A 19,954-nucleotide genomic window follows, 5' to 3' on the forward strand; every position below is an offset into this window, starting at 1 on the left:
ATAGATTTAATGATTAAAGAAAATCCGACTATTGCGATTATTGCCGGCGAGGTCTCTGGCGATATTCTTGGTGCAGGTCTCATTCAAGCGCTAAAACGCCACTATCCGCAAGCTAAATTTGTCGGGATTGGTGGCGAGCGAATGATTGCTCAAGGCTTTGAAAGCTTTTTTGATATGGAAGAGCTCTCTGTCATGGGGCTAGTAGAAGTTCTCAAACATTTGCCGCGATTGCTAAAAATTCGTCGCAGTATCATCGACCAACTCTCTGACATTAAACCTGATGTATTTATTGGTATTGATGCACCAGATTTCAATCTTACCGTTGAACTGAAATTAAAAGAAAAAGGGATTAAGACCATTCATTACGTGAGTCCATCTGTATGGGCTTGGCGTCAAAATCGTATTTACAAAATTGCCAAAGCAACTCATCAAGTATTGGCTTTTCTTCCTTTTGAAAAAGCCTTTTACGATCGTTTTAATGTACCTTGCCGTTTTATTGGCCATACTATGGCGGATGCGATTCCATTAAAACCAAATAGAACGGAAGCTTGCCAGACCTTAGGTATTGATGAAAAAGGACGTTATCTTGCTATTTTAGTGGGGAGTCGAGGGAGCGAAGTTGGGTTTCTGACAGAGCCATTTCTAAAAACCGCTTTGTTATTAAAAGAAAAATATTCAGATTTGCAGTTTTTAGTTCCTTTGGTGAATGAAAAACGTCGTCAACAATTTGAGGAAATAAAGGCTCAGATTGCTCCTGATCTTGATATGCATTTAATTGATGGTAAAGCACGTCAAGTGATGATCGCAGCTGAGGCAACTTTACTTGCTTCGGGTACCGCAGCGCTTGAGGCGATGTTGTGTAAATCGCCAATGGTAGTGGGATATCGAATGAAACCGTTAACCTATTTCTTGGCAAAACGATTAGTCAAAACAAAATATATTTCCTTGCCTAATTTATTAGCAGATGAAATGCTTGTGCCAGAAATGATTCAAGAAGATTGCGAACCGCAGAAATTAGCAGAACAACTTTCTCAATATTTGGGCGATGATGAAAGTGCGGTCAAATCTCGCAGTGTTTTAATTCAACGTTTTACTGAATTACACAAATTAATTCAATGTGATGCGGACACTCAAGCCGCTCAAGCTGTGATTGATTTATTGGAGCAAAAACATGACTGATTTTGTTTATCCTGAAGGTTATCAATTAGTTGCAGGAGTGGATGAAGTCGGCCGAGGCCCTTTAGTGGGGGCAGTTGTCACGGCTGCAGTGATCTTAGATCCGAATAACCCGATAGCGGGGTTGGCAGATTCTAAAAAACTCAGCGAGAAAAAACGTCTTGCACTCGCAGCAGAAATTAAAGAGAAGGCCTTAGCTTGGGCAATGGGACGAGCAGAGCCAGCCGAGATTGATGAATTGAATATTCTTCATGCCTCTATGTTAGCCATGGAACGAGCCGTAAAAGCCTTAGAAATTCAACCGCACTTTGTATTGGTAGATGGCAATCGTATTCCGTCTAACCTTGGTTTACCAGCTCAAGCGGTAGTGAAAGGGGATTCACTTGTGGCTGAAATTAGCGCCGCCTCTATTTTGGCAAAAGTCACACGCGATCAGGAAATGGAAGTATTAGATAAAAAGTATCCAGAATATGCTTTTGCTCAACATAAAGGGTATCCGACCAAATTACACTTAGAAAAATTAGCAGAACTGGGGCCTTTACCAGAGTATCGTCGAAGTTTTTCACCTGTGAAGAAAGCGCTAGGCATAGAAGAGTAGTGAACTTGAAAGATTTTAAGATTGAATAATATAAAATGGATATTTATTGCCTTATCTTTGATGATTATGAAACGTTAGATCTAATGGGGCCTGTTGAGTTTTTAGCAAGAGTCCCTAATGTTAAGCTTCACTATGTATCCCAAGTTGGTGGATTAATTCGTAGTAAGCAAGGATTTTATATTGAAACAGAAAAGCTAGAACATTTATTACCTCATAGTGTGTTATTGGTTGTTGGTGGACAGGGAACTCGTCAGTTAGTAAACGATGAACAATTTATTAATCAGCTTGGTAAATGGATTGATGAGTCAGAGGTTTGTCTCAGTGTTTGTACAGGTTCAGCATTATTGGCTTGTACGGGGCGATTAGATAGTTTAAAAGCGACTTCTAATAAAAAATCTTTTGAGTGGGTAAAACAATGTCGCCCAGCTGTAAAATGGGAAAACGTTGCAAGATGGGTGAAAGAGGATAAGTTTTACACTTCATCAGGCGTATCTGCTGGTATGGATATGGCGCTTGGGTTTATTGCTGATTATTATGACAATGACTTAGCTCAAGACATTGCTAACCACACCGAATATCATTGGCAAAAAGATCCTAGTGTAGATAATTTTGCTCAAATCTATGGATATAAATAATAGATTTAGTTTTAGATTAAACAAAAGAGCGGTCAAAATTGACCGCTCTTTTTATCTCTCCGTGAGATTATTTATTTAATTTCGCTTTGTAGGTTGGGTTCATTAAGTTTTCTACAGAAAGGATGTCATCCAATTGTTCTGCTGTTAATAAACCTTTTTCTAATACAACTTCACGTACGCCTTTACCGGTTTGAGCACAGATTTTACCCACTAAGTCGCCATTATGGTGACCGATAAATGGATTCAAGTAAGTCACGATACCGATTGAGTTGAATACATAGTTTTCACAAATTTCTTTGTTTACAGTAATACCGTCTACACATTTATCGCGTAAGTTCACGCAAGCATTGGTTAAGATGTCGATAGATTCAAACATCGCTTGACCAATCACTGGTTCCATTACGTTTAATTGTAATTGACCCGCTTCAGATGCGAAAGTAACGGTAGTATCGTTACCAATTACTTTAAAGCATACTTGGTTCACCACTTCTGGAATAACTGGGTTTACTTTTGCAGGCATGATAGAAGAACCTGCTTGTAATTCAGGTAAGTTAATTTCTTTAATACCTGCACGTGGACCAGAAGAGAGTAAACGTAAGTCGTTACATACTTTAGAGAGTTTTACTGCGGTACGTTTTAATGCACCATGAACCATGACATAAGCACCACAGTCAGATGTTGCTTCGATTAAGTTTTCAGCAGGTACGCAAGGTAATCCAGTTACCTCAGCAAGGTGTTTTACTACTAATTCTGTATAACCTTTTGGTGTATTTAAACCAGTACCGATTGCTGTTGCACCAAGGTTGACTTCAAGGAGTAACTCAGCGGTGCGTTTTAAGTTACGTACTTCTTCTTCAAGTAATACAGCAAAGGCTTTAAACTCTTGACCAACCGTCATAGGTACAGCATCTTGTAATTGGGTACGACCCATTTTTAAAATTTTAGCAAATTCTTTTGCTTTATTATCGAAACCATCATGTAAGTATTGGATTTTGTCGATAAGTTTTAAAATGCTGTTATATACCGCAATACGGAAACCGGTAGGATATGCATCGTTGGTTGATTGGCTAGCGTTCACGTGGTCCATTGGGTTAATAACATCATATTCACCTTTTTTATGACCAATTTTTTCAAGCGCGAGGTTAGCAACTACTTCGTTGGTATTCATATTGACAGAAGTACCCGCACCACCTTGATATACATCAGATGGGAATTGATCTAAGCATTTCCCCGTGGTAAGAATTTCATCACAAGCCGCCACAATCGCTTTTGCAATATCACTTGGAATAGCACCTAATTCACCATTCGCTAGGGCAGTTGCTTTTTTAACCATTACCATGCCGCGAACAAATTCCGGTACATCAGAAATGGTTACATTAGAAATATTGAAGTTTTCAACTGCTCTTAAGGTATGGATACCCCAGTATGCATCAGCTGGCACATCACGTTCACCTAATAAATCCACTTCTTTTCTGTATTGAGTCATTTTAATCACCTTTTTTTGGTTGTTAATTAATTTGAGGTAATTATAGGAATTTACATAGAAAATAAATTTGACATGGATCACATTTCCAATAAGACGTATAAGAGATATTTTCATTTCTCGCATAAATTTTTTTAGGGGAAAATCACCTGGCAATATTAATTTTATGCCGATTTTAGTTGCTCACCGATCTTCTCAAAGAGCTTTTGAATGAGTTCAGCACGATGCCCAAGCACTCTAACAATAAGTCCACCTTCATTTAATTGGGAAACACCAATCAGTAGCGATTTTTCTCTTTCTTGCTGTTGAAGTGTTTGAACGATTTGCTTAACGTCAGTTGGTGTTTTCTGCAAATTGAGATAAACCAATGATCCTTGATGCGAAAAATCTTCCATTTGGCTTAATGCGGTCAATTTCATTTGCGCAGGCAGCCATTGAATACAATCCAAAACAAGCGGTTTAGCTTGCCCATTATTTTGCAAAAGCTGAATTTTCAGATGAGACGAAAATTGACGAAATTCAAAACGTTCATTATTAGCTACTCGACCAATAGCTACAATCTCGCCGTAAATCAGGGTGCTATTAGGTTGCATATTGATGAATGTTTTTTGCTTAAATGCAGAATCTTTATGTAATACCAAAGGATGGGGCAAATAAAATAAATGGCTATTCTCTTCAAGCTGAATGAACGTGTTTTGTTCAGCAAAATCGCCTTCATTCATCGCCTGAACACGAGTAAACGCCTGTGTATTTAAAGAAAGTGCGGTCGATTCTGCGAGCGTTATTTGAATATCAATACGATCCCCAGATAAGAGTCCTGGCGAAGAAGACATCTGAATGGCATTAAGTCCATTCGTCCAAGCATCCGCATAAGCAGGTAATGTCATGACTTTAAAAGGTGGGGTAGCAAAATATTCCGCAAGCTGAGTTTTACCGCTTGAAGAAAGTTTAGTTGAGAGTTTGAGCGTACTATTCATAATTGATTAAATTTGTAAAAGTCCCCCTCCTAAAGAAGAGGGGGATTGCTTTATCTCACTAAGGCTTTCGGCTCTTCTATATTTTTCAATAAAGCATATTTTTCAATCCAGCCAATTACACCATCTAAATTTTCTTTCTTCATTAAGTTGGTAAAGATAAACGGCTGACCGTTACGCATACGGCGCGCATCGCGTTCCATAACACTTAAATCAGCACCAACGAATGGCGCGAGATCAGTTTTGTTAATCACTAATAAATCTGAACGGGTAATGCCTGGCCCACCTTTACGCGGAATTTTTTCGCCTTGCGCCACGTCAATCACGAAAATAGTCACATCCGCTAAATCGGGGCTAAAAGTTGCAGATAAGTTATCACCACCAGATTCAATAAAGACGATTTCTACATCGGGGAAACGAGCGACCATTTCATCGACTGCTTCTAAGTTCATAGACGCATCTTCACGAATTGCCGTATGTGGACAGCCACCTGTTTCTACACCCATAATTCGCTCTGGCGGAAGTAGGCTATTTTTCGTTAAAAATTCCGCATCTTCTTGGGTATAAATATCGTTAGTAATTACTGCCACGCTGTAGCGGCTTGCGATTTCACGAGTTAGTTTTTCAATTAATGCGGTTTTGCCTGCACCAACAGGGCCAGCAACGCCAATTTTAATGTAGTTACGCATAATGTTCCTTTTGTGTTGATATCGTAGAGGCTTATTCTTATCACCTCTGCGATATGTAAAAATTCAATAAAAAATGACCGCTCTTACGACATATAAAGTCGCGTATAAAGCACTTCGTGCTGCATGGAGCGGATGTCATTTGCGAGAGTTGCTGCACCTAGGCATTCTTCATCGGGTTCTAGGCTTAATTCGACAGCTTGTAAGAGCGCACTACGCAAATCAAACAGAATATCTTGCCCATCCATTTGGCTGAGCGGAATGAGTTTTACGCCATTGGTAATGGTTCCAACTGCTGCATTGTAGTAAAACGCATAAAGAGTATCTGCTTTGCTGAGTCCCATAGCCTGCGCCACCATAGCAAACACAATCGGGAAATAGCCTTGCACGGTTTTATTTTGAATCGCTTGCTGAAATTGGCTCAACATTGGGTGTTGTTCATAGCGGATAAAAATTTTTAATAACCGAACGCCGAGTTTAAAACTGCCTTCGCGGCTTTCTCGCGCAATTTTGGTCGCAGATAACGAATGGTCTAATTCACACAAGCGCTCAAAATCATTGGTAGCCATGGCTTCAAATGCGAGCGAAAGATAAGCGCCATCGTTATACACCCAGTTTTGCAAAAGCTGGGTTTGCACATATTCTTCTAAGCTTGGTTTCGTTGAAACAACACCTTGTTGAACAAAGGTTTCTAAACCATTTGAATGGTTAAAGCCCCCGATTGGCAAAGTGGGGTCAACCAAGTGCAACAAGGCGCCTAAATCTGCCAGGCTTCGGTTTAATGTTGGTGCCAATTGCCGTCTCCATGATGGTGATAGCCATGATGATCGTGAGAATGACTATGCGAATGTCCGTGCCCTTGTGCAGAATTTGCTCTTAACGCTTGGCTTAAACGGCGTTCAGCTTTTTGCGGATGAAATCCCGCCGCTTGTAACCACTCGAACATCGGCTTATCGTAAGGTAATGTCACTTCATTGCCATCTAAAAAGAGTGGCGAATGTTTATTGCCGATCTCATAACAAGCCCGAGCCATTTCAGGCAAGGTTTTCGGCGATAGCACAATCACTTCACTTGGTAAAATTTCAATCGCAATCACTAATTTATCGCTGATAAACACCACATCATCGTGTTTTAAACGTTGCCCTTCTTTGAGTAGGCGAAAAGCGACTTCGCGCCCCGTATTTGTGGTTTTGCGTAAAATATTGCGCTCACTCTCATACCACTGCAATGCCACGCGTTCAATGGTTTGATGGGTAATTTTGCCTTCATCTTGAAGGCTAGTTAAATCGCCTAAAATGGTATCCATAATCGGAAAAATAGGGTTAATGATTTTCATATTTATAAATTTAAAAGTAGTGCGTGTAATAACACGCACTTTCTTTGATTATTGAATAGCGTGAATTTTTATTAGAACAAGAAATATCGTTGTCCTAATGGCACTGTATCTACGGGTTCGCAGGTAATTAACTCACCATCTACACGCACTTCATAGCGTTCTGGATCTACCGTGATTTCAGGTGTTGCATTGTTGTGAACGAGATCTTTTTTACCCACGCAGCGGCAGCCTTTCACGGCAATGGTTTCTTTGTTTAAACCGAATTTCGCACGAATATCGGCTTTTTCAGCGGCTTGCGAAACAAAAAATACTGCGGTTTGTGCTGTCGCTAAGCCTTGTGCACCGTACATTGGACGGTAGAATACGGGTTGAGGTGTTGGAATAGAAGCATTTGGGTCACCCATTTTCGCGTAGCTAATAAAGCCTTTTTTAATTACCACTTCAGGTTTTACGCCAAAGAACATCGGTTTCCATAACACGATATCTGCAATTTTGCCCACTTCTAACGAACCAATATGATCCGCAATACCATGTGCAATTGCTGGATTGATAGTGTATTTCGCAATGTAGCGTTTAATGCGGAAGTTATCGTTTCCCTCACTGCCTAGCTCACCACGTTGCATTTTCATTTTATTTGCCGTTTGCCATGTACGAATAACAACTTCGCCAATACGTCCCATCGCTTGAGAGTCTGAACTCATAATCGAGAAAACGCCCATATCATGCAAAATATCTTCTGCTGCAATAGTTTCAGGACGAATACGGCTATCGGCAAAAGCTACGTCTTCCGGCACGCGTTTATCTAAGTGATGGCAAACCATCAACATATCCAAATGTTCATCAATGGTATTTTTTGTAAACGGACGAGTCGGGTTGGTTGAAGCAGGTAATACGTTTGGATACATTGCTGCTTTAATGATGTCAGGCGCATGACCGCCACCAGCTCCTTCCGTATGGAAGGTGTGAATCACACGTCCATCAATCGCTTTCATGGTATCTTCTAAAAAGCCACTTTCATTTAGCGTGTCTGTGTGAATGGCCACTTGAATATCCATTTCATCTGCCACTTTTAATGCAGAATCAATTACTGCAGGGGTTGCGCCCCAGTCCTCATGGATTTTTAAACCTAATGCACCCGCTTCAATTTGTTCACGTAGCGGATCTAAGGTTGAACAGTTTCCTTTGCCAAAAAATCCGACGTTAACCGGTAAGGCTTCTGCCGCTTGGAACATACGTTCCATATACCATGCACCCGGTGTACAAGTCGTTGCGTGTGTGCCATCAGCAGGGCCTGTTCCGCCACCAATTAGCGTGGTGACGCCGCTTTCAATCGCATGCTGTGCTTGTTGAGGGCAAATAAAGTGAATGTGGGTATCGATACCGCCAGCTGTCGCAATTAAATGAGCACCGTTATGTACTTCTGTGCTTGCCCCGATAATCATATTTGGCGTGATATTATCCATGGTGTCAGGGTTACCTGCTTGTCCGATGCCGACAATACGCCCATCGCGAATACCAATATCTGCTTTGATAATGCCTAATTTAGCATCAATGAGCATCACGTTGGTAATCACAAAATCCAATACATTCGGATTGTCGCGAGTTGCGGTGCCACTTTGCGCCATGCCATCACGCACACTTTTACCGCCACCAAATTTACACTCATCACCTTTGGTTAATAAATCTTGTTCAATGGTTGCCCATAAATTGGTATCGCCTAAACGGACTTTATCGCCAACGGTTGGGCCATAAGTTGCTACATATTGTGCTCTTGAAATTGTTAATGCCATTTTGCCCTACCTTATAATTTGCCATCAATTTGATTATGGAAGCCGTAAATGGTTTGCGAGCCTCCAAAAGCGACTAATTCTACCGATTTTACTTCACCGGGTTCAAAACGCACTGCATTGCCAGAGGGAACATTTAAGCGCATTCCGCGCGCTAAAGTGCGGTCAAATTTAAGGGCATTATTGGTTTCAAAGAAATGGTAATGGGAACCGACTTGGATTGGACGGTCGCCTGAATTGGTTACTTCGATTGTGACGGTTTTTCTGCCGACATTGGCAATAATATCGCCTTCAGCTAATTGGTATTCACCTGGGATCATTTTATTTAAATCCTTCTATTTTAAAATTTTTATGAAAGCCCCCTCTTTGCTAAAGAGGGGGAATTTTCTTTTATCTAATCGGATTGTGCACAGTAACAAGCTTCGTGCCATCAGGGAACGTTGCTTCAATTTGAACTTCGTGTACCATCTCGGCGACGCCTTCCATCACATCTTCAACAGTGAGTAGCGTTGCACCATATTGCATCACTTCTGCCACACTCATGCCATCTCTCGCCGCTTCTTGTAAATGACTTGCAATGTACGCAATTGCCTCAGGATAGTTTAATTTTACGCCTCGTGCTTTGCGTTTTGCGGCTAGCTCACCGGCTAAAAAGAGCATCAATTTCTCTTGTTCTCTTGATGTTAAATGCATATCGTTATTCCTTTTTTTGTTTATTATGCAAGACGGGCTGAATTTTACGTAAAAAACGACAGAATAGGAAAAATATTTTATTCGATTTTTTTAATAATACCCCTTGAAATCATAAAAAACCTCCTTATATAGGGAGTGAATTAACTAATTTTTAAGAAGGAAATTAATCATGAATATTCGTCCTTTACACGATCGTGTAATCATTAAACGTGAAGAAGTAGAAACTCGTTCAGCTGGCGGTATCGTATTAACCGGTTCAGCGGCGACTAAATCAACCCGTGCGAAAGTATTGGCAGTGGGTAAAGGTCGTATTTTAGAAAATGGTACCGTTCAACCTTTAGATGTAAAAGTTGGCGATACAGTCATTTTCAATGATGGTTATGGCGTGAAAAGTGAAAAAATAGATGGTGAAGAAGTGTTAATCATTTCTGAAAACGACATTTTGGCGATTGTGGAATAATTTAAATTAAGGAAAAAAGAAAATGGCAGCAAAAGACGTAAAATTTGGCAACGATGCACGCGTAAAAATGCTTAAAGGCGTGAATGTATTAGCAGATGCAGTAAAAGTGACCCTAGGCCCTAAAGGTCGTAATGTCATTTTAGATAAATCATTTGGTGCACCAACCATCACTAAAGATGGTGTATCTGTCGCACGTGAAATTGAATTAGAAGATAAATTTGAAAATATGGGTGCGCAAATGGTGAAAGAGGTTGCCTCTAAAGCCAATGATGCAGCCGGTGACGGTACAACTACCGCGACAGTTCTTGCTCAAGCTATCGTAAATGAAGGCTTAAAAGCTGTGGCTGCGGGTATGAATCCAATGGATTTAAAACGTGGTATCGATAAAGCGGTAAGTGCGGTTGTTTCTGAGCTTAAAAATTTATCTAAACCTTGCGAAACCTCTAAAGAGATTGAACAAGTTGGTACAATTTCTGCTAACTCAGACAGCATCGTGGGTCAATTAATTGCTCAAGCAATGGAAAAAGTGGGTAAAGAAGGCGTGATTACTGTAGAAGACGGTACAGGCCTTGACGATGAATTAGCGGTTGTGGAAGGGATGCAATTTGATCGTGGTTACTTATCACCTTATTTCATCAACAAACCAGAAACAGCAACGGTTGAATTAGATAACCCATACATTCTTTTAGTGGATAAAAAAGTATCAAACATTCGCGAATTACTTCCAGTATTGGAAGGTGTGGCAAAAGCGGGTAAACCATTATTAATTATCGCTGAAGATATCGAAGGTGAAGCACTTGCAACCTTAGTGGTTAACACTATGCGCGGTATCGTGAAAGTAGCAGCAGTGAAAGCGCCAGGCTTTGGTGATCGCCGTAAAGCAATGTTACAAGATATTGCGATCTTAACTGCAGGTACTGTGATTTCTGAAGAAATCGGTATGGAACTTGAAAAAGCGACATTAGAAGATTTAGGTCAAGCAAAACGTGTTGTCATCAACAAAGACAACACCACGATCATTGATGGTGTGGGTGATGAGGCCCAAATTAAAGGTCGTGTGGCTCAAATTCGTCAGCAAATCGAAGAATCTACTTCTGATTATGACAAAGAAAAACTTCAAGAACGCGTAGCTAAACTTGCTGGCGGTGTGGCTGTAATCAAAGTTGGTGCAGCAACAGAAGTTGAAATGAAAGAGAAAAAAGATCGTGTGGATGATGCATTACACGCAACACGTGCTGCGGTTGAAGAAGGTATCGTTGCAGGTGGTGGTGTTGCATTAGTTCGTGCTGCAACCAAAGTCGCGGCAACCTTAAAAGGTGATAATGAAGAACAAGATGTAGGTATCAAACTTGCATTACGTGCAATGGAAGCGCCACTTCGTCAAATCGTTACTAACGCAGGTGAAGAAGCATCTGTTGTAGCAAGTGCGGTTAAAAATGGTGAAGGAAACTTTGGTTATAACGCAGGTACCGAACAGTACGGCGATATGATCGAAATGGGTATTCTAGATCCAACTAAAGTCACTCGTTCTGCGTTACAATTCGCAGCTTCTGTAGCGGGCTTAATGATCACCACAGAATGTATGGTTACTGATCTTCCAAAAGATGATAAAGCCGATTTAGGTGCTGCCGGAATGGGCGGTATGGGAGGCATGGGCGGAATGATGTAATTCCCCTTTGCAAAAGAAAGTGCGATCGTTTTTCTTTATAGAAATGCGATCGCATTTTTATTTGTGTGGTGCTACACTTTAACAGCTTTCGATGATTTTATAGGTATAACAATGACAATTTCCCAAACTGAACTCAATCAACAACTCAAATCTGCCGGTATTGGTATTAATGCAACTGAATTACATGGTTTTTTGAGCGGCTTAATTTGTGGTGGACTGAAAGATCAAAGCTGGTTACCGCTTTTATATCAATTCAGTAACGATAACCACGCTTATCCAACAGCATTAATTCAACCAATTACCGAAATTTATGAGCAGATTGGTAAAACCTTATCGGATGTGGAAGGGTTTGATTTTGAATTGGGCTTAACAGAAGATGAGAGCGTGTTTGCACGTGCTGACAGCTTATCAGACTGGGCAAACCAATTTTTACTGGGTTTAGGTCTTGTTCAAACAGAATTGGATAAAGAAAAAGGCGAAATTGGCGAAGCGGTAGATGATTTACAAGATATTTGTCAGCTTGGTTATGAAGAAGATGATGACGAAGAAGAGCTTGCCGAAGCCTTAGAAGAAATTATTGAATATGTTCGCACCATTGCTATGCTTTTTTATACCCATTTCAACGATGATGCACAAGAAATAAAACCGATATTACATTAAAAGGAGCGAAACATGGATCTCGCATATATGGCGGCATTACCGCAAGAGGAATTTACAGAACGTCGTCAAAAAGTATTCGCACAAATGCAGCCAAATTCTGCTTTATTGCTATTTTCCGAAATTGAAAAACGTCGTAATAACGACTGTGATTTTCCTTTCCGTCAAGACAGTTACTTCTGGTATTTAACGGGTTTTAATGAGCCAAATGCAGCGTTGTTATTGATTAAAACGGAAGATGCGGAAAAGACGGTTGTATTTCTTCGTCCGCGAGATCCTTTGCTTGAAACCTGGAATGGTCGCCGATTAGGCGTTGAGCGCGCACCGCAAAAACTCAATGTTGATGAAGCCTATTCTATCGATGATTTTAAATCTGAATTTCCAAAATTAACGGAAAAATTGACCGCACTTTATCATGTGGCCGATCGTCATCCTTGGGGAGATAAATTATTAGCTGAAAGTGCGGTGAAATTTTACGCTGTTTTTGATTGGCAGCCGATGTTAAGTGAAATGCGCTTAATCAAATCTCCAAACGAAATTCGTTTAATGCAACAAGCGGGACAAATTACAGCGTTCGGACATATTAAAGCGATGCAAGTGACTCGTCCAAATCGTTTTGAATATGAAATTGAAAGCGAGATTTTACATGAATTTAATCGTCACGGCGCAAGATTTCCTTCTTATAATTCCATTGTTGCTGGCGGTGATAATGCCTGCATTTTGCATTACACCGAAAATGATCAACCATTAAAAGATGGTGATCTTGTGTTAATTGATGCAGGCTGTGAATTTGCTATGTATGCAGGGGATATCACACGTACATTCCCGGTGAATGGTAAATTTACTCAGCCTCAACGTGAGATTTATGAATTAGTCTTAAAAGCACAAAAACGTGCGATTGAGCTATTAGTGCCAGGAAATTCGATTAAACTGGCGAATGACGAAGTGATTCGTATTAAAACTCAAGGCTTGGTAGATTTAGGCATCCTGAAAGGGGATGTGGATAAGCTGATTGAAGAAAAAGCCTATCGCCAATTTTATATGCATGGTTTAGGCCATTGGCTTGGTTTAGATGTGCACGATGTTGGTCGCTATGATGATGAGCGTAGTCGCACGCTTGAAGTGGGGATGATCATCACCGTTGAGCCGGGCATTTATATTTCTGAAGAAGCAGATGTGCCTGCTCAATATAAAGGCATTGGCGTGCGTATTGAAGATAATTTGCTAATGACTGAATATGGCAATAAAAATCTGACTGCGGCGGCACCAAAAGAAATCGAGGATATTGAAAATTTAATGAAAAATTGAGAAGAATTCTCAAAATTGTGATCTAGTGCAAGTTTTTTGTGCAGTTAAGGTGCTAATATACTGTTAGATAAAAAAGACCAATCAAATCAGTAAGGAGTCGATTATGTACAAACACGTTTTAGTTGCGGTAGATCTTTCTGACGAAAGTGAATTTCTACTCAAAAAAGCCGTGGGAATTGCAAAACGTAATGATGCGCAACTTTCCATTATTCATGTAGATGTAAACTTCTCGGATCTCTATACTGGTTTAATTGATGTCAATATGTCATCAATGCAAGATAGAATCTCGAGCGAAACCCAAAAAGCGCTAATTAATTTAGCCGAACATGCTGGTTATCCAATAAAAGAAAAATTGAGCGGTAGCGGTGATTTAGGTCAAGTTTTGACAGACGCTATTGATCAGTATGATGTAGATCTACTAGTGACAGGTCATCACCAAGATTTCTGGAGTAAATTGATGTCTTCAACACGTCAAGTGATGAATACCATTAAAATTGATATGTTGGTTGTGCCACTTCGCGACGAATAGTGATCAAAAATTATTTTTAGCCCTATTAAAATAACGTAAATTTTAACCGCACTTCTCAATTAATGCAGTAGAGTGCGGTTTTCTTTTTTAAGATCAGTGAAAAAGCCTTTTTCTCTAGGTCAAAATATGCAAGAATAGTGAGCTTTTTTATAAATCGTGATCGAGATAGAGACACAAGGTTTTATCAATGAAAACAACAGCAGAAATTAGACAGTCATTCCTTGATTTTTTCCATAGCAAGGGACATCAGGTCGTCGCAAGTAGTTCGCTTGTGCCTGAAAATGATCCGACATTGCTTTTTACTAATGCCGGTATGAACCAATTTAAAGACGTGTTCCTTGGTATGGATAAACGTCCTTACTCACGTGCGACAACTGCACAACGTTGCGTGCGCGCAGGTGGTAAGCATAATGACTTAGAAAACGTCGGTTATACGGCGCGTCACCATACTTTCTTTGAAATGCTCGGCAACTTCAGCTTTGGCGACTATTTCAAACATGATGCGATTAATTTTGCGTGGGAGTTTTTAACCTCTCCACAATGGCTTGGGTTACCAAAAGAAAAATTATGGGTAACCGTGTACGAAACCGATAATGAAGCTTATGATATTTGGCATAAAGAAGTCGGTGTGCCAGCAGAGCGTATTATTCGTATTGGTGATAACAAAGGCGCGCCTTATGCATCAGATAACTTCTGGGCAATGGGGGACACAGGTCCTTGCGGTCCATGTACTGAAATTTTCTACGATCACGGTGATCACATTTGGGGTGGGCCTCCAGGTTCACCTGAAGAAGATGGTGACCGCTATATCGAAATTTGGAACGTGGTATTCATGCAATTTAACCGTCAAGCCGACGGCACAATGGAAAAACTACCACGTCCATCTGTTGATACCGGAATGGGTTTAGAGCGTATTTCTGCCGTATTACAGCATGTAAACTCTAACTATGAGATCGATATTTTCCAAAAATTAATTGCGAAAACGGCAGAAATCGTAGGAACAACAGATTTAACCAATAAATCATTACGCGTAATTGCAGACCACATTCGTTCTTGTGCATATTTAATTGCAGATGGAGTAATTCCATCAAACGAAGGTCGCGGTTATGTATTACGTCGAATTATCCGTCGTGCAGTACGTCATGGTCACTTGTTAGGGGCAAAAGAAGCCTTCTTCTACAAACTTGTGCCAACCTTAATTGAAGTCATGGCTGAAGCCGGCAAAGAAGTTAAGGAAAAACAAGCGAATGTCGAAAAATTACTTCGTTTAGAAGAAGAACAGTTTGCTCGTACATTAGAACGCGGATTAAGCTTATTAGACGATGCGCTTACTCAAGTGAAAGATGGTGTGTTGTCAGGTGAAGTTGCCTTTAAACTTTATGATACTTATGGCTTCCCACTTGATTTAACAGCAGATGTATGTCGTGAGCGTGATATTGCAATTGATGAAGCAGGTTTTGAGCGTGAAATGGAAGCACAACGCTTACGCGCACAATCTGCAAGCCAATTCGGCATGGATTACAACAATGTTATTCGTGTAGAAGGCGAAACAAAATTTGAAGGTTATACTGAATCAGAATCTTTAGCCAAAGTGACCGCACTTTTCCATGATGGAAAATCAGTAGAGAGTATTACTGCAGGCCAAAGTGCCGTGGTGATTTTAGATAATACTCCATTCTATGCGGAATCAGGTGGTCAAATTGGTGACAGCGGTTATTTAACTTCTCAAGATGTTCAGTTTAATGTAAAAGATACTCAAAAATATGGTCAAGTATTTGGTCATATTGGTGAGTTAGAGCAAGGTACTTTAAAAGTCGGACAAACAGTCAATGCGGTTGTAGATACAGCAAGACGTCATCAAACGTCACTTAACCATTCTGCAACACACTTATTACACGCCGCATTGCGTCAAGTTTTAGGTCACCATGTAGTGCAAAAAGGATCGTTAGTATCTGATACGGCATTACGTTTTGACTTTGCTCATCCGGAAGCGATTACCAAAGCACAGCTTAACGAAATTGAAACGTTGGTAAACCAAAAAGTACGTGAGAATTTTGTGGTTCAAACGGACGTAATGGATATCGAAGCAGCAAAAGCAAAAGGTGCAATGGCGTTATTCGGTGAAAAATATGCTGATGTGGTACGTGTTTTAACAATGGGTGATTTCTCCGTTGAACTTTGTGGTGGCATTCATGCTAAACGTACCGGTGATATCGGTTTATTTAAAATTGTGGCGGAAACTGCAGTTGCAGCAGGTGTTCGTCGTATTGAAGCGGTAACGGGTGAAAATGCAATTAATTGGTTACATAATCAACAACGCATTCTTACTCAAAGTGCAGATTTATTTAAATCTGACGTTAATACCCTTGTTGAGAAAATTCAGCAACTTCAAGATAAAGCGAAGAAAGCAGAAAAAGAATTACAAGGATTAAAAGAAAAAGCCGCAATGCAAGCGGGGTCCGATTTAGTGAAAAGTGCGGTTAAAATTAATGATGTTTCTGTAATCGTACATCAACTAGACGGAATTGAAACTAAATCGTTACGTGTGATGGTTGATGATTTAAAAAATCAACTTGGTTCAGGCGTAATTGTATTTGCATCTATTTTAGATGATAAAGTCAACCTCGTCGTTGGCGTAACAAGCGATTTAACTACTAAAGTGAAGGCTGGTGAGCTAGTGAATTTAATGGCTCAGCAAGTTGGTGGGAAAGGCGGTGGTCGCCCTGATATGGCAATGGCAGGAGGCTCCCAACCAGAAAATGTGAATCTAGCATTAACTGTCGCACAAAACTGGTTAAGCAATAATCTGTAGTACAAGCAGGTCGGTGGGATGCCGATCTTTACTTGATTGATAGGGATATCTAATAAATGCAAACTAAGGAGATAAAAGATGTTAATCTTAACTCGAAAAGTTGGCGAAAGTGTTCTCATTGGAGACGATATTTCTATCACGGTTTTGAGTGTACGTGGAAACCAAGTCAAACTCGGTGTGCAAGCGCCTAAAGAAGTATCCGTTCACCGAGAGGAAATTTACCAACGAATTCTGCAGTCAAAAGATGAACATATAGATGAGGCATCTTAGACCTAGAGTTTTATGAATGTTTTACATTCTATTTATAATTTAATTAACGTTTTTTCAAAAATTAAACCCATTGGTTTGCAAGATTTTAAATAACGGAAATTTGAGTTATAAAGGTAGAGAAGGAACTTTTCCAACTTAAATCTATCAAAATTTAATAAATAATGACCGCACTTTTAGTATAGAAGTGTGGTCATTCCATATTAAAACAAAAAGGAAAATCAATGAAAGTTATTATTCCCGTAGCTGGTTTAGGTACCCGTATGTTGCCAGCAACAAAAGCGATTCCAAAAGAAATGTTAACGCTTGTGGATAAGCCTCTGATTCAATATGTTGTGAATGAGTGTGTGGCTGCTGGTATCAAAGAAATCGTGTTAGTTACACATTCTTCTAAAAATGCGATTGAAAACCACTTTGATACGTCTTTTGAGTTGGAAACCATGCTTGAAAAGCGTGTTAAACGTCAGCTTCTAGAAGAGGTGCGTTCTATTTGCCCTAAAGATGTAACAATTATGCATGTTCGTCAAGGCAATGCGAAAGGTTTAGGTCATGCGGTGTTATGTGGTCGTCCAGTTGTTGGAAATGAGCCATTTGCAGTGGTGTTACCTGATGTGCTTTTAGCAGATTTTACGGCAAATCAAAAGAAAGAAAATCTTTCAGCAATGATTAAACGTTTTAAAGAAACACAAGCAAGCCAAATTATGGTAGCGCCTGTTGCTGCTGATGAAGTGAGTAGCTATGGTATCGCGGATTGTGGTGGTGTAGAGTTAAAAGGCGGTGATAGCGTTAAAATTGATAGCATTGTTGAAAAACCATCTGTTGATGAGGCGCCATCAAATCTTGCCGTTGTAGGTCGTTATGTATTCTCTGCGGCGATTTGGGATTTATTAGAAAAAACACCAGTTGGTGTGGGTGATGAAATCCAATTAACGGATGCAATTGATATGCTTATTGAGAAAGAGATCGTTGAAGCGTTCCATATGACAGGCAGAAGCTTTGACTGTGGTGACAAGATTGGCTATATGGAAGCCTTTGTAGAATATGGTCTTCGTCATGATAAATTAGGCAAAGAGTTTAAAGCTTTCCTAAAAGATCTTGCAAAAACTTTATAATTGACTGAAACCACCGAAAGGTGGTTTTTATTTATATATTTGGATTACAAATATATAAATAAAAAAGAAGGCATCACACGATACCTTCTTTTTTCTATGAAACGAAATCTTAATTATTTTTCGCTAATAAAGTGCGGTAGATAATACCACCTAAAATACCACCGATAATCGGTGCCACCCAGAATAACCATAATTGGTCGATTGCCCAAGTACCTTGGAATACCGCAACTGCAGTACTACGAGCAGGGTTTACAGAGGTATTTGATACAGGAATGCTGATTAAGTGGATTAGGGTTAAACCTAAACCGATTGCGATTGGCGCAAAACCTGCAGCTGCATTTTTATGAGTTGAACCCATGATGATTAATAAGAAGAATGCGGTCAATAATACTTCTGCTACAAATACCGCTTCTAAAGAATAACCTTCAGGAGAATGCTCACCGTAACCGTTAGATGCGAAACCTGCAGTCACATCAAAGCCCGCTTTACCTGATGCGATAAGGTAAAGTGCAGCACCCGCTAGTAAGCCACCAACAACTTGAGAAATGATGTATGGAAGAGCATCTTTCGCAGAGAAACGACCGCCAGCCACTAAACCAAGTGTTACAGCAGGGTTAAAGTGACCACCAGAAATGTGACCTACAGCGTAAGCCATGGTTAATACGGTTAAACCGAAGGCAAATGCAACGCCCACATAACCGATACCTAGGTTGACAGAAGCAGCAAAGATTGCACTACCACAACCACCGAAAACTAACCAAAATGTACCGAAAAATTCAGCAAAAAGTTTTTTTGACATAATAGACCTCAATATTAAATATGTCGTTATCTTCAAATAACAATAATGTATTGCGTATGCAACAGGCATTTAGTCAAAAGTAATGGTTTTTAGTTCTGCAAATTATTGTAAATGTTTGTAAGTAAATGTAAGGGAAATAGCATGCTATACTTTTAGACGTCTAGATTGTCATTTTGTTTATTTTTCATTAAAATACGGATAAATTATCAGGTTATTTAAGGTGCATTATGGCAAACTGGGATGGCAAATATATTAGCCCTTATGCAGAACATGGCAAAAAGAGCGAACAAGTCAAAAAAATTACCGTTTCGATTCCGATTAAAGTATTGGAAATTTTGACGAATGAGCGTACTCGTCGTCAGCTGAAAAGTTTGCGCCATGCAACAAACAGTGAATTGCTTTGTGAGGCGTTCTTACATGCTTTTACAGGTCAGCCATTACCGACTGATGCGGATTTAATGAAAGAACGCCATGATGAGATTCCTGAAAATGCCAAAGAAATCATGCGTGATTTAGGCATTGATCCTGAAAGCTGGGAATATTAATTTTATCCTTTTAATCCTTCCAAAATACTGCATTCAGGGCAATCATTGCCCTGACAAGCGTTATGCCATCGCTCCAATTCCTCTACCATTTTTTGCAAGTGATGAATTTGCTCATTCAATGTTTTAATATGCTGCGTCGTAAGTGCTTTAACTTCTCGGCTACTACGATTGGGATTATCTTGTAATTGCAAAAGTTGGTGAATTTGTTGGAGGGAAAAACCAACATCTCGAGAGTGACGAATAAAACGTAGTCGTTCTAAATCCTTTTCTTCATAATGGCGATAACCGGAAAGGCTTCGCTGTGCTGGTTTTAATAAGCCGGACTTTTCATAATCCCGAATTTGTTTACTTGATAAACCGACTAATTTTGCCACTTCACTGATGTTCATAAAAAATCCTTGACCTTAACCTTATGTTAAGGTTTATAG

At 39.9% G+C, this 19,954-nt stretch carries 22 protein-coding genes; 12 read left to right on the forward strand and 10 right to left on the reverse strand.

Going from position 1 to position 19,954, the window contains the following annotated elements:
- Window positions 1–9 precede the first annotated feature (9 nt).
- The 3 genes from lpxB to DPV81_RS03350 are packed head-to-tail and all read left to right on the forward strand — an operon-like array spanning window position 10 to window position 2,409.
- Window positions 10–1,179: a lipid-A-disaccharide synthase gene (lpxB, locus tag DPV81_RS03340; protein ID WP_111386764.1), complete on the forward strand. Its 1,170-nt coding sequence runs from the start codon at window positions 10–12 to the stop codon at window positions 1,177–1,179.
- Entirely contained in the window at window positions 1,172–1,774 is a 603-nt protein-coding gene (gene rnhB, locus DPV81_RS03345; protein ID WP_111386766.1) for a ribonuclease HII, read from the forward strand. Before lpxB ends, rnhB begins: the two co-directional genes overlap by 8 nt.
- 35 nt (window positions 1,775–1,809) lie before the next feature.
- Window positions 1,810–2,409, forward strand: a complete 600-nt coding sequence (locus DPV81_RS03350; protein ID WP_111386768.1) for a DJ-1/PfpI family protein — start codon at window positions 1,810–1,812, stop codon at window positions 2,407–2,409.
- A 67-nt stretch (window positions 2,410–2,476) separates the two neighbouring features.
- Here DPV81_RS03350 and aspA read toward each other — a convergent pair whose 3' ends face one another.
- The 8 genes from aspA to ureA all read right to left on the reverse strand — a co-directional run bounded on the left by aspA (window position 2,477) and on the right by ureA (window position 9,368).
- Entirely contained in the window at window positions 2,477–3,895 is a 1,419-nt protein-coding gene (gene aspA / locus DPV81_RS03355; RefSeq protein WP_005696766.1) for an aspartate ammonia-lyase, read from the reverse strand.
- A 161-nt stretch (window positions 3,896–4,056) separates the two neighbouring features.
- Window positions 4,057–4,869, reverse strand: a complete 813-nt coding sequence (locus tag DPV81_RS03360; RefSeq protein WP_111386769.1) for an urease accessory protein UreD — start codon at window positions 4,867–4,869, stop codon at window positions 4,057–4,059.
- A 50-nt stretch (window positions 4,870–4,919) separates the two neighbouring features.
- Window positions 4,920–5,555, reverse strand: a complete 636-nt coding sequence (gene ureG / locus DPV81_RS03365) for an urease accessory protein UreG (RefSeq protein WP_005629507.1) — start codon at window positions 5,553–5,555, stop codon at window positions 4,920–4,922.
- An 83-nt stretch (window positions 5,556–5,638) separates the two neighbouring features.
- Window positions 5,639–6,346, reverse strand: coding sequence for an urease accessory protein UreF (locus tag DPV81_RS03370; RefSeq protein ID WP_111386771.1), 708 nt, complete (start codon window positions 6,344–6,346; stop codon window positions 5,639–5,641).
- On the reverse strand, window positions 6,331–6,888 hold the full coding sequence (gene ureE, locus DPV81_RS03375) for an urease accessory protein UreE (RefSeq protein ID WP_111387017.1): 558 nt from the start codon (window positions 6,886–6,888) through the stop codon (window positions 6,331–6,333). Before ureE ends, DPV81_RS03370 begins: the two co-directional genes overlap by 16 nt.
- Window positions 6,889–6,959: 71 nt before the next feature.
- Window positions 6,960–8,678: an urease subunit alpha gene (gene ureC, locus DPV81_RS03380; protein ID WP_111386772.1), complete on the reverse strand. Its 1,719-nt coding sequence runs from the start codon at window positions 8,676–8,678 to the stop codon at window positions 6,960–6,962.
- A gap of 11 nt (window positions 8,679–8,689) precedes the next feature.
- The gene (gene ureB, locus DPV81_RS03385; protein ID WP_005629499.1) at window positions 8,690–8,995 is read right to left on the reverse strand and encodes an urease subunit beta; all 306 of its coding nucleotides are present in this window, start codon (window positions 8,993–8,995) and stop codon (window positions 8,690–8,692) included.
- Window positions 8,996–9,065: 70 nt separating this feature from the next.
- The gene (gene ureA / locus DPV81_RS03390; RefSeq protein WP_049356356.1) at window positions 9,066–9,368 is read right to left on the reverse strand and encodes an urease subunit gamma; all 303 of its coding nucleotides are present in this window, start codon (window positions 9,366–9,368) and stop codon (window positions 9,066–9,068) included.
- A 169-nt stretch (window positions 9,369–9,537) separates the two neighbouring features.
- Here ureA and DPV81_RS03395 point away from each other — a divergent pair, with 169 nt between their 5' ends.
- The 8 genes from DPV81_RS03395 (at window position 9,538) to galU (ending at window position 18,182) form a co-directional block, all read left to right on the forward strand.
- Complete coding sequence (locus tag DPV81_RS03395; protein ID WP_005629492.1) at window positions 9,538–9,828, forward strand: co-chaperone GroES; 291 nt, start codon at window positions 9,538–9,540, stop codon at window positions 9,826–9,828.
- Between the two features lie 22 nt (window positions 9,829–9,850).
- A complete protein-coding gene (groL, locus tag DPV81_RS03400; protein WP_005696764.1) occupies window positions 9,851–11,497 on the forward strand; it encodes a chaperonin GroEL in 1,647 nt (548 codons plus the stop codon).
- Window positions 11,498–11,608: 111 nt separating this feature from the next.
- On the forward strand, window positions 11,609–12,157 hold the full coding sequence (locus tag DPV81_RS03405; RefSeq protein ID WP_005698612.1) for a YecA/YgfB family protein: 549 nt from the start codon (window positions 11,609–11,611) through the stop codon (window positions 12,155–12,157).
- Window positions 12,158–12,169: 12 nt separating this feature from the next.
- Complete coding sequence (pepP, locus tag DPV81_RS03410; RefSeq protein ID WP_111386774.1) at window positions 12,170–13,462, forward strand: Xaa-Pro aminopeptidase; 1,293 nt, start codon at window positions 12,170–12,172, stop codon at window positions 13,460–13,462.
- 103 nt (window positions 13,463–13,565) lie between these two features.
- Complete coding sequence (gene uspA / locus DPV81_RS03415) at window positions 13,566–13,991, forward strand: universal stress protein UspA (protein ID WP_005698692.1); 426 nt, start codon at window positions 13,566–13,568, stop codon at window positions 13,989–13,991.
- A gap of 187 nt (window positions 13,992–14,178) precedes the next feature.
- Entirely contained in the window at window positions 14,179–16,803 is a 2,625-nt protein-coding gene (gene alaS, locus DPV81_RS03420; RefSeq protein ID WP_111386776.1) for an alanine--tRNA ligase, read from the forward strand.
- 78 nt (window positions 16,804–16,881) lie between these two features.
- Window positions 16,882–17,073, forward strand: a complete 192-nt coding sequence (gene csrA, locus DPV81_RS03425; RefSeq protein WP_014064854.1) for a carbon storage regulator CsrA — start codon at window positions 16,882–16,884, stop codon at window positions 17,071–17,073.
- Between the two features lie 221 nt (window positions 17,074–17,294).
- On the forward strand, window positions 17,295–18,182 hold the full coding sequence (gene galU / locus DPV81_RS03430; RefSeq protein ID WP_111386777.1) for a UTP--glucose-1-phosphate uridylyltransferase GalU: 888 nt from the start codon (window positions 17,295–17,297) through the stop codon (window positions 18,180–18,182).
- A gap of 109 nt (window positions 18,183–18,291) precedes the next feature.
- Here galU and aqpZ read toward each other — a convergent pair whose 3' ends face one another.
- On the reverse strand, window positions 18,292–18,981 hold the full coding sequence (gene aqpZ / locus DPV81_RS03435) for an aquaporin Z (RefSeq protein ID WP_049373191.1): 690 nt from the start codon (window positions 18,979–18,981) through the stop codon (window positions 18,292–18,294).
- A gap of 227 nt (window positions 18,982–19,208) precedes the next feature.
- Between aqpZ and metJ the strand changes: the two genes are divergently transcribed.
- Window positions 19,209–19,526, forward strand: coding sequence for a met regulon transcriptional regulator MetJ (metJ, locus tag DPV81_RS03440; protein WP_005696757.1), 318 nt, complete (start codon window positions 19,209–19,211; stop codon window positions 19,524–19,526).
- 2 nt (window positions 19,527–19,528) lie between these two features.
- On the opposite strand, the gene cueR is transcribed toward metJ, so the two are convergent.
- On the reverse strand, window positions 19,529–19,915 hold the full coding sequence (cueR, locus tag DPV81_RS03445; protein WP_005699815.1) for a Cu(I)-responsive transcriptional regulator: 387 nt from the start codon (window positions 19,913–19,915) through the stop codon (window positions 19,529–19,531).
- Between the last annotated feature and the right edge of the window lie 39 nt (window positions 19,916–19,954).

The organism is Haemophilus parainfluenzae, assembly GCF_003252795.1.
GTDB classification, from domain to species: domain Bacteria; phylum Pseudomonadota; class Gammaproteobacteria; order Enterobacterales; family Pasteurellaceae; genus Haemophilus_D; species Haemophilus_D parainfluenzae_K.